Source organism: Amycolatopsis thermoflava N1165 (assembly GCF_000473265.1).
Taxonomy (GTDB): Bacteria; Actinomycetota; Actinomycetes; order Mycobacteriales; family Pseudonocardiaceae; genus Amycolatopsis_E; species Amycolatopsis_E thermoflava.
Genome location: NZ_KI421511.1, coordinates 1,017,331 through 1,028,171, shown reverse-complemented (window position 1 = coordinate 1,028,171; position 10,841 = coordinate 1,017,331). Strand labels below are relative to the sequence as shown.

Annotated in this window: 7 protein-coding genes; all 7 read right to left on the bottom strand. The window is 71.2% G+C overall.

The genetic code is table 11. From position 1 onward, the window contains the following. The 7 genes from AMYTH_RS0105100 to AMYTH_RS0105070 all read right to left on the bottom strand — a co-directional run bounded on the left by AMYTH_RS0105100 (position 1) and on the right by AMYTH_RS0105070 (position 10,720). A complete protein-coding gene (locus AMYTH_RS0105100) occupies positions 1–1,173 on the bottom strand; it encodes a thiolase family protein (RefSeq protein ID WP_037322291.1) in 1,173 nt (390 codons plus the stop codon). Positions 1,174–1,199: 26 nt separating this feature from the next. Further along, complete coding sequence (locus AMYTH_RS0105095) at positions 1,200–2,159, bottom strand: cyclase family protein (RefSeq protein WP_027929375.1); 960 nt, start codon at positions 2,157–2,159, stop codon at positions 1,200–1,202. Continuing rightward, positions 2,156–3,778, bottom strand: coding sequence for a class I adenylate-forming enzyme family protein (locus tag AMYTH_RS0105090; RefSeq protein ID WP_228684580.1), 1,623 nt, complete (start codon positions 3,776–3,778; stop codon positions 2,156–2,158). The genes AMYTH_RS0105095 and AMYTH_RS0105090 overlap by 4 nt, the downstream gene beginning before the upstream one ends. Then, a complete protein-coding gene (locus AMYTH_RS44030; protein ID WP_051362552.1) occupies positions 3,775–5,796 on the bottom strand; it encodes a hydantoinase B/oxoprolinase family protein in 2,022 nt (673 codons plus the stop codon). The genes AMYTH_RS0105090 and AMYTH_RS44030 overlap by 4 nt, the downstream gene beginning before the upstream one ends. After that, entirely contained in the window at positions 5,793–7,883 is a 2,091-nt protein-coding gene (locus AMYTH_RS0105080; protein ID WP_037322289.1) for a hydantoinase/oxoprolinase family protein, read from the bottom strand. Before AMYTH_RS0105080 ends, AMYTH_RS44030 begins: the two co-directional genes overlap by 4 nt. Before the next feature lie 165 nt (positions 7,884–8,048). After that, positions 8,049–9,380 (bottom strand): MmgE/PrpD family protein, encoded by a 1,332-nt coding sequence (locus AMYTH_RS0105075; protein ID WP_027929372.1) that lies wholly within the window; start codon positions 9,378–9,380, stop codon positions 8,049–8,051. Next, entirely contained in the window at positions 9,377–10,720 is a 1,344-nt protein-coding gene (locus AMYTH_RS0105070; RefSeq protein ID WP_027929371.1) for an MFS transporter, read from the bottom strand. The genes AMYTH_RS0105075 and AMYTH_RS0105070 overlap by 4 nt, the downstream gene beginning before the upstream one ends. Positions 10,721–10,841: the final 121 nt, after the last annotated feature.

Here is a 10,841-nt window from a genome sequence, read left to right as displayed (position 1 = left end):
TCACCGGTCCTTGCAGAAGATGAGCGAGTCGCCGAACGGGGTCGCCCACTGGACGACCTCGCAGCCAGGCACCTGCCGCGGCCCGGCCTGTCCGCGGAGCTGGCGGGTGGCTTCGATCAGGTGCCCCCACCCGCAGAGGTGGGCCTCGGAGAGCAACCCGCCCGCGGTGTTGGTCGGCAGGTCGCCACCCAGCTCGATCCGGCCGTCCTGCAGCCAGTCGAGCGCTTCACCTTCGCCGGTGAAGCCGAAGCGTTCCAGCACGAACACGACGTTGGGCGAGAAGGCGTCGTAGAGCTGGAGCGAGTCGACGTCGCCCGGCCCGGTGAGCCCGGCCATCCGGTACACCGGGTTGGCCTCGGCGCGGCGGGTGTCACCCTGGGAGAAGACCCCCAGCCCGGGCGGCGCGAAGATGAACTCGTCACGGCCGGCGTGCAACCCCTGCATCCCGCTGACGACGACCGCGGGCTGACGCAGGTCCCGCGCGTGTTCGAGGGTGGTCACCAGCAGACAGCCGCCGCCATCGCTGAGCAGCGCGAAATCCGGCCGCCGCAACGGTTCCACCACGTACGGCTCGGCGGCGTAATCCTCGGGCTCGAGCGGCTTGGTCATCTGCGCGTTCGGGTTCAGGCGCGCGTGGCGGCGGAACGCCATCGGCACGGCCGAGATCAGCTCGGGGTCCTTGCCGTACCGGGCGCAGTACCGGCGCAGCGCCATCGCCGCGCCCGCGCCCGGCGCCGTCATCCCGTAGTGCGGCAGTTCCCCGTGGGAGCCGCCGCCCTGGCGCAACCCTTCCAGGTCGTCGGCACCGCCCACGACACCGAGCCCGGAGAACGCCACCCCCGCCGCGCAGGCGGCGACCTCCGCCGTGCCGAGCGCCACCGCCTGCACGGCGGCCTGCAACGCGGGTCCGACGAACCGGCCGTGGGTCCAGGTCTGCACAGCGGCGCGAATCCGCAGGCCGAACGCCTCGGCCATCCGGTCGTAGTCGACGGCCAGCGGGTAGCCGACGTTGGTGAACAGGCCGTCGACGTCGTCCCGGCCGAGACCGGCGTCGTCGAGCGCGAGCCGGAGGGCCTCGGCGGCGAGATCGAGACCGCTGCGCTCCGAGGTGCGCGACAGTTCCGTGATCCCGACTCCGACGATGGCCACCTGGCGCAAGGGCCCGAGGGGCATGATGTGTCCTTTCTGGACGAAATGGCTCAGACGATCGCGTGGGCGTTGGCCGGGCTGCCGACCCCGCGGGGCAGCGGCAGAACGCCGGAGATCAGCAGGAAGTCGTAGTGCCCGCGCTCCGCGCACACCCGCGCGAGGCGAGGAAGGTGCCACAACTCGCCCAGCGGCATGCCCTGCAGCGCGATCAGCCGCCGGTGCAGGAAGCCCTTGTCGCGGTTGACCGGGAACACCTCGACCCCGACGTTGTCCACGGCGACGGCGGCGAACTCCCTGTCCCACAGGTAGGCCGCCATGTCCTTCGAGGACTCCAGGCCGGGACAGGCGAAGCCGGAGCCGATCGTGCCGCGCAACCGGGCACGGTGCTCGGTAGGAAGCGCCCGGTACCACTCCGTCCACCCGGTGCGGACCACCAGGATGTCGCCGGAGCGGAACTCGCTGCCCTGGGCCGTGGCGACCTCGTCGAGCATCGCCGCGGTGATCTCGACCGGCTGATCCGGGGCCAGCGGCGTGCCGCGCGCGTCCAGGTGACCGGCGACGTCGACGAGGACACCCCGGCCGCCGAATCCGTGCGCCGCCCACCGGTCGACCCCCAGCACGTCAGTTGTCGCGAGGTCGTCCTCGGACCGGCCGCCCCAGTAGCCGTGCCGCCCGGCGTTGATGTGCCGCAGACCGTCCCACTGGGAGGAGCCCTGCAGGTAGAAGCCGTCGAGCTTGTCATCGTGCCCGGCGGCGGTGTCCTCGATGACGTGCCGGTAGAGGTCCCGGTCGTCGAACAGGCCGGGATCGGGTTCGTTCAGCGGGAGCGTCAGCGAGATCATCTCCCCGGTGCGGACGGCGTCGGCGGCGGCCCTCCGCTGCTCGCCGCCGATGAGGTTGAGCGTGCCGATCTCGTCCGCGCGCCCCCACACGTCCCAGGCGTGCCGCTCGTCGCGCCCCGCGAGCGTGGGCAGATCGGCGAAGCGCGGTGTCCGGCGCACCCGGGTCATCGGGCGGCCTCCAGCATCTCGCGGAGCTTGACCTTGCTGACCTTGCCCGTGTCGGTCTGCGGCACCGAACGCGAGTCCATCACCACGAACCGGGAGGGCACCTTGTAGCTGGCCGCACAGCCGCGGATGTGGGCGTCCAGTCGTCGCACGAGCTCGTCCTCACCTGCCGACCACCCGGCGTCCGGCACGACGACGCAGGCCATCTCCTGATCCCCGTCCGGAGTGGACAGTCCGATCACGTACGCCTGGTCGACGTGGTCGTGCCCGGTGACGATCGCTTCGATCTCCAGCGGCGCGACGTTGATGCCCTTGATCTTGAGCATTTCCTTCCACCGGCCGCCGAACGCGAGCCGGCCGTCCTCGCCGATCGCCCCCAGGTCGCCGGTGCGGAACCAGCCGTCCGCCGAACGCGTGCCGGCGTTGATCTCCACCGAGCCGAGATAGGAGTCGATGACGCATCCGCGCACCTCGATCTCGCCGGTCACGCCGGGCGGGCACTCGGCGCCCGTGCTGTCCACGATGCGGATCCGCTGGGTGTCCAGCACGGTGCCCTGGGTGTGCAGCTTGATCTCCAGCGGGTCGTGCGCGTCGGTCATGGTGACGAAGCCGTAGGACTCGGTCAGCCCGTACGCGCTGCAGGCTTCGGTGATGCCGAGGCCCTCGATCGCGAGCCGCTTGTCCTCGGCGTTGAACCCCACGGGCCCAGTGCGCAGCGAGGAGATGTCCCTGGTGCCGAAGCTCGGCGCGGCAAGCAGCGCACGCACCGCCGTGGCCAGCCCGTAGCTGACCGTGCAGCGCTCCCGTTCGATGAATTCCAGCGCCGCGTCACCCTCGACCTTCTCCTGGACGCATAATGTGGCACCGTGGCTGAGAGCCACCGGAAGCGCGTTGCAGGCGCCATAACCGAAGAACAGCGGCATGGCGAACCAGATCCGGTCGCCGGGCCGCACGTGCATCCGCTCCCCCATGGCGCGGCCGTTGCGCAGCAGCTTCCCGTGCTCCAGCGGCACCGGCTTGGGCAGGGCCGTGCTCCCGCTGGTGTAGAGGATCATCGCGAGGTCGTCCGGGGTGACGGCGCCGGCGGGCGCCGGTCCCGGGACCACACCCGGCGGGAACGGCTCCGGCGCGGGCCAGAGCAGCGCCCCGAGGTACCCACGGGTGTGCCGGCCGCCGGTGAACAGCTCCCCGTGCCCCGCGGCGGCGAGCTCGGCCGGCATGTTCTTGCCGAAGACCTGCTCGTCGGTCACGACCAGCCGGAGCCCGGCGGTGCTCATCAGGTGCGCCAGCTCCGCGGAGCGGTACCAGGTGTTGATCGGCACCGCGACCAGGCCGGCGCGCTGGGCACCGAGCATGGTCACCAGCCAGCGAAGGCCGTTGGGCAGCAGGATCCCGACCCGGTCTCCCGGGCGCAGCCCGGCGGCGGCGAAGGCCCCGGCAAGGTCGTCGCAGCGCCGGGCGAGGTCGGCGAAGGTGATCCGTCCCTCCGGCGCCACCACGGCTTCCTGGTCCCCGTAGCGGTGCGCCAGCGCCGCGAGCGCTTCCGGGAACGTGCCGGGGCGCGTGCGGTTCTGTTCGGTCAGCGTGCTCATGTCCGTCCTCGTCTCGTCGATGCGGGTCATCGATCACCGGTCCGCACCACGACGTCGGCGCGCACCAGTGCCCCGGTGCCGGGGTCGGCGTACTCGACGAGCTGGACTCCCGGGCGGGCCTGGCACCACTGCCCGCGCTCGGCCAGCCGTTCGTGAGCGGCGCTCCGGCGCACGGCGAGTCCGTCCTCGCGGGCCCAGCTTCGCCGTTCGCGGCGGATCCGCTCGCGCTCGGCGCTGGTGGCGGCGGGATCGGGGCGGCCGGTGTCGTCGAGCACGACTCCGTAGGAGACTCGGGCCGCCTCGACGGTCACCACGCCGGACCGGACGTCGGCCGCCACCCGGGCGGGGTCTCGCTCGATCGGGTCGCCGTGCCCGCCACCCCCACCGACCCGCAGGACGACCACGTCGCCCGCGCCCACGGTCAGACCGAACTGCTTGCCCTGCAACGGTGTTGCCGGTGCGGCCAGGTCACCGATCGCCCGCGGGATGCGGCCCTGCGCGAGCGCCTCGTCCGCGCGAGCCCCGCTCACCAGGGCCGAGCCGCTCGTCGAACCCGGATACCCGCCGAAGACGCCGGACGGCGGCACCTGCCAGCACGCCGCCATCACGTGCTCCTGACCGCCCGGCGTGTACCAGGGTGTGAACGCCAGATCGATCCCCGCTCCACCTCGTGTGCGGCCGGGTCCGCCGGAATTCGGGTTGAGCCGCCGCCACAGGTACAGCACCGGGTAGACGAGCTCGTTGATCTCGATGTCGGGGATGCTGTTCTGCGGCTGCGCGAGGACGCCGCTGACGTCCATGCCGTCGGCGACGGCCTGCGCTCCGGCTCCGCTGCCGCCGCCGTTCATGTCCGGGAAGGGGACCAGCCGGCCGTCCTCGTCCGGGGCGTAGAAGAAGCTGGCGCTCCACGAGTCCTGCCACGGCGCCATCACGTGCTCGCGGACGAAGGCGTTGTCGCTGCCGGCCTGCAGATCGGCGAGCAGCCTGGTGACCAGTTTGCCGATCCGGAAGCCCGTCTCGATGTGCCCGGCCCCCATCGGCGCCGGCATCCGCGCGTCGCAGATGGTGCCGGGTTTCGTGACGACCTCGATGGGGCGCAGCGTGCCCTGGTTGATGGGCAGGTCCGGCAGCAACGTGATCAGCAGCGGGGACACCACCGCTCCGAGCGTCGTCGCGGCACTGACGTTGATGAAACCGTCGGTCTGCGGCGCGGAGTCCGTCAGGTCGAACCGCAGTGCGTCGCCGGTGACCGTCAGCGTGCACCGCACCGGGTACAACTCGTCGGTGTGCCCGTTGTGTTCGGCGAACTCCTCCGCGGTGTAGGTCCCGTCGGGCAGGTCCGCGATCCGGCGGCGGACGGCCTGCTCGGCGAGGTCCTTCGCCGCCTCGACGTAGGTGCGGAACGCGCCCGTGCCGTACCGCCCGATGAGCGCCTGGAGCCGCTCGTCGCAGCGGTGGCAGGCGGCGATGAAGCAGCGGATGTCGTTGAGGACCAGTTCCGGGACGCGGATGTTGGTCTCGATGATCCGCCACACGTCTTCGACGGGGCGTCCCTGGTCGACGATCTTGACGCCGGGCAGCCGCAGCGCCTCGCCGTAGGCCTCGGTGGCGATCGGGTTCATCCCGCCCGGTGCGAACCCCCCGAAATCGTTCACGTGGGCCTCGGCCCAGCACCACGCCATCAGCTCGCCGCCGATGAAGATCGGCCGCACCACACCGACGTCCACCGCATGCGCGTTGCCGGTGGTGAAGGGGTCGTTGCACAGGAACATGTCGCCCGCGCGGATCTCCGAGCGCGGGTAGGTGGCGAGGATGTGCCGCACGGCCTGCCGCGCGGCCCCGAGGTACATGGTGATGTACCCGGCGTAGCTGATGATGTCACCCTCGGCGTCGGCGATGAAGGTCGAGAAGTCCACCGCCTCGGCGATGGCTGGGCTGCCCGAGGCGCGCATCATCACGGTGCCCATCTCGGCGGCGACGTTGTCCAGCGCCTTGGCGAGGATGTCGACGTCGACCGGATCCAGCCGGATGTCGTTTCTCGCGGTCATGCCGCGACCTCCTTGTCGGTGAGCAGGTAGTTGCCCCAGCCGTCGACCCGCAGCTCCCAGCCTGCGGGGAGACCGATCGTGGTCAGCGGGTGCTCGAGCAGCGCCGGACCGGCGACGACAGCACCCGGCGGCAGCGCGCCGTGGACGTCGACCTCGGCCTCCCCGCTGTCGGGAAGGTGGACCCGGCGGCGCGTGAGCGGCCTGATCACCGCACCGGTTTCCGGCTCCTGCTGGGCGATGTCGACGGGGTCGACGCGTCCGGTGGCCGTGACCCGCACCGCCATCAGCACCACCGGGCTGCCCACCCACGCGGTTCCGCTGCCGTATTCCTTTTCGTACTGCGCGGGAAAGCCCGACTGGATCTCCGCCAGATCCGCTTCGCCCAGGTCGTCGCGACGCGGGATCGGGATCCGCAGTTCCCACTGCTGCCCGGCGAACTTGAACTCCCCCTCCCACCGGACCTCGATCCGATCGTCCGGATAGCCCGCGGCACGCAGCGCCGCGACGAGTTCCGCGTCGAGTTCGCGCAGGGCGGTGACCACCGCGCTCACATCGCCGCCCTGCCACATGGCCGACCGGGCCCTCGTGCGAACGTCGTCGCTGGAGAGCAGGCCACGGGCGGAGAAGACGGCGGCGTCGGCCGGGATCACGACCTGCCGGATGCCGACCGACCGGGCGATGTCGGCTGCGAAGAGACCCAGTGCGCCCCCGAAGGCGACCATGGCGAACTCGCGGGGATCGTGGCCCCGTTCCACTGTCACCCCGCGCACGGCGTTGCCCATGTCCGCGACCACCATCCGGTGCACGGCCACAGCGGCCTGCACGGCGCCGATCCCGAGCGGTTTGCCGATTTCCCGGCCGAGTGCCTCCCGCGCGCTGTCGATGTCGAGGGCTCGCCTGCCGTCCAGGAAGGACGACGGATCGAGGAGCCCGAGCACGGCGGAGGCATCGGTCACTGTCGGCTCGGTGCCCCCCTTGCCGTAGCAGATCGGACCTGGTTCGGCGCCGGCGCTGCGCGGGCCCACCTGCGGCACCCCACGCGCGTCGAGCCACGCGATGCTGCCGCCGCCGGTGCCGATCGGCAACACGTCGATCTTGGACAGTGCGGTCAGGAAGCGTTCGCCCAGCGTGACCCGCTGCGTGACCTGAGGGGTCGCGTCCCGCAGCACGGAGACGTCGAAGGAGGTGCCGCCCATGTCCGCGGTCACGATGTCGCGGATGCCGAGCCGGCGCGCCAGTTCCCGCGCCCCGATCACGCCGCCGGCGGGCCCCGAGTCGATCAGCGTGATCGGCCGCTGCCGGGCCTCCGCCGCGGTCACCGTCCCCCCGAAACCCTGCATGAACGCCACCGGCACGCGCAGCCCGCGCGCGGCGAGATCCCGCTCGATCCGTGCCGTGTATTCCGCGACCCGGATGCCGGTGAACGAGTTGAGGACCGTCGTCATCGTCCGCTCGTACTCGCGGATGACCGGGTGCAATCGGGACGAGACGCTCAGGAAGATCCCGGGGTGCTCGGTCTCGACGATCGAGGCGAGCAGTTCCTCGTGTGCCGGGTTCGCGAAACCCCACAGCAGCGAGACGGCGATCGAGTCGACGCCGGCGGCCACCAGCGTGCCGACGGCTTGCCTCGCCTCCGCCTCGGTCAACGGCACGATGATCCGGCCCTTGCGGTCCACCCGCTCCGCCACTTCGGCGACGTGCTCGCGGGCGACGATCTGCGGGATGTTCAGCTGCTTGTGATGATCCCGGTGTGCGTTCCGGGCGGAACGCGCGATGAGCAGGTTGTCTCCAAAGCCCTGCGTGGTGACGAGACCCACCGTGGCGCCGCGGAGCTCGGCGACCGCGTTGGTGACCACGGTCGTGCCGTTGACGAAGCGCGTCGTGGACGCGAGCAGCCCGGGCAGGGGCACACCCACCTGGGTGGCGAGGTTTTCCAGTGCCGCGAGGAGGCCGATGGTGAGGTCACCGTGGGTGGTGTCGGACTTGTCCGCGTAGGACCGTCCACTTGAGTCGATCGCGACGACGTCGGTGAACGTGCCACCGATGTCACAGCCGATCTGGAACGTGACTGAGGAACGCAACGTCATTGTCCTTCCTGGGCTGCGCGCGGGAGGAATCAGCGCACTGCCTGCGACTCACATTAGAGACGACAGCATGTTGAGTCAAGCGACAGGTTGTTGTCTGTTTTGGGCCTGTGGGCCCGGCAAGGGGCGGGTGGCCTCGGCGGCGGCCACCCGCTCCTCGCACCGTGTTCAGCGCAGCCGCGCCACCAGTTCGGCGGTGTCCAAGCACGATCCGGGGTCGCGCACGGTCGTGACGATGTCGTCCGCGTCAGGGCCGAGCACCGGAACCGCGTAGTCGCGGAACTTCTCGGCCACCGCCGCCGCGGTCGGGTTCACGCCGTCGGGGTTGGTCGCCGAAACAGTGCGGCCGTCGGTCAGGCGTACGGTCACCCGTGCGTCCCTGCGCGCGGGGAACGCCCGATCGGCGTCCGGATCGACGACCACCGAAGTCCGGGCCGCGAGCTCGGCCAGCCTGGGGTCGAGCGGACCGGAGTACCGGTGCGGCCGCAGTGCACCATCGGTCAGCGCCGCAGCCACCGCGAACTGCAGGCTCATCTGGCGAGAGATCGTCGTCGTCAACGAGGTTCCGTTGTCACAACCGGGGTACCGTGCCGCGGCACCCGAGGTGTGCACCGACGCATCAGCCACCGCGTCCGGCTCGATCCCCTGTGCCGCGAGCTGTTGCGCCGCGTCGATCGCCTCCTGCGTGAGGGCGCACGAGGGATGGGCCTTGAAGAACGTCGCCGAGATCGCCATCCGGTCCAGCCGCACCTCAGGCAACCCAGCCCCGCCCCGGGCCCCGCCGAACGCCTGGCGGAGACCGAAGATGCCCTCGACCGCCGATGCGGCACCGGTCGCACCCTCGCGTGCGAGCAGCGCAGCCACCAGTCCCGCTCGACAGGCGCCGGCGTTCTGGAAGAACACTTCCGTGGTCCCGTCCCGCGCCCACTGGCAGATCCCGGCCGACGAGCTGGCGGCCAGACCGAGCGCGTGCGCTGTGGCGGCCGGATCCAGCCGCAGGAGGCTCGACACGGCCGCCGCCGCGCCGAACGGACCGAACACGCTGCTGGCACGCCATCCGCGTGCGACGAAGTCGTCGGTCAGCACCGCCGCCGCGACCTGGGCGATCGCCTCGTACCCGAGGACGATCGCTCGCAGCACGTCGACCAGCGGCGACCCCAGCCGCTCCCCGATCGCGAGCGCCGCGGGAATCACCACCGTGCCCGGATGCACCCGGCTCTCGGCATGGGTGTCTTCGTGCAGGAGCGCATGGCAGGCAACGGAATTGGCGAAGACTGCGTCCGACAGGCCGCTCCGTCGCCCGCCGGCTGCCCAGATCGCCGCTTCGTCACCGCTGCCCGCGACCGACCTGGCCTGTGACACCCACGGCATCTCGCGACCGCCGTAGGCGCAGGCGAGGGCATCGAGCAGGCACGTACCGGCCTGCTCGATCGCCTCCGGCCGGAGGCGCGGCGCCGCGTCCTCGAGCTGTTCGGCGAGGGCGCCGAGGAACACCGTCACACCTCTTCGGGCGCACGGACGCCGGCCGCCGGCGCGACGTCCGGCGCGAGAACCTGCGGGGGCCGCCGCCGCACGACGAGCGCCGCCACCAGACTCAGCAGCGCACCGAACATCAGGAACAGCGCCGGCGACCGGTTGTCACCGGTGAGCCGAACGAGGGTCTGGCTGACGTAGAGCGCGGGACCGCCGAGCAGCGCCGCGGCCAGTGCGAAACCGACCGCGAACACCGTGGCACGCACCCGGGCCGGGACGACCTCGATGTAGGTCGCGGGCGCGACCGAGGTGTACAACGCCGGCATGACGCCGAGCAGCACGGTCATCAGGATCGCCACGCCCAGACTCGACGCCGACGACAGTGCCATGAACAGCGGGTACGCCAGCACCAGCGTCGCCGCGGACAGACCGAGGAGGATCGGCCACCGTCCCCACCGGTCGGACAGCGGCCCGCCCGCCGCGACGAGCACCACCGCCACGGCGATGCTGATCACCGTGGCCAGGGTCGCCTCCTTCTGCGTGAAACCGAGCTGGATGAGGTAGGACTGCGCGTAGGTGAACGCGATGTAGTAGCCGATCTGCTGGAACGCGGCGACGCCGAAGATCAGCACGATCAGCCGCCAGTGCCGGCTGAACGACTCCTTGGCCGGTGACGAGGTGACCTGAGCCTGTTGCTCGAGCGCGCGGAACTCGGGCGATTCTTCGAGCCGGGAGCGGATGTACAGGCCGACGAGCCCGAGCGGCAGTGCCAGGAGGAACGGGATACGCCAGCCCCACGAGGCCATCGCCGCGGGCGAAAGCGTCGCGCTCAGCAGCAGGACCACACCCGCGGCCAGCAGCAGGCTCGCCACACTCCCGATCTGCACGCGGCTGGTCATCGCCCCCCGCTTGCGCTGCGGCGTGAACTCCGCGGCGTAGGTCATCGCGGTGCTGTACTCGCCACCGGCGGCCAGTCCTTGCAGCAACCGGCACGCCACCAGCAGGATCGGCGCCCACACCCCGACGGTGGCGGCGACGGGCAGCAAACCGATGACCGTGGTGGCGCCTGCCATCACGACCAAGGTCGCCACCAGGGAGGGCTTGCGCCCGAACCGGTCCGCGATCGAGCCGAAGATCAGCGAGCCCAGCGGCCGCACCACGAAGGCGACACCGAAGACCGCGAAGTCCGACAGCAGTGCGACGCCAGGCTGCGAACCAGGGAAGAACAGTTTCGAGATCAGAACCGTCAAGAACCCGTAGACGGCGTAATCGTAGGTCTCGACGGTGTTGCCGACGGCGGCCGCGAAGGTCACGCGCCGCATCAGGGCCGGGGGAGGGGCGGCGGCAACGCCAGGGGTGTCGGACATTCGGGGGCTCCCAAGTCGTCGTTGACATGAAGAACGAAACCGGCACGCCGCGGCGCCTTCCCTGGCGACGCCTCGACCGCCGACGACGAAAGCGAGCCAGGCCGCTCAGGGTTGCGGCCCC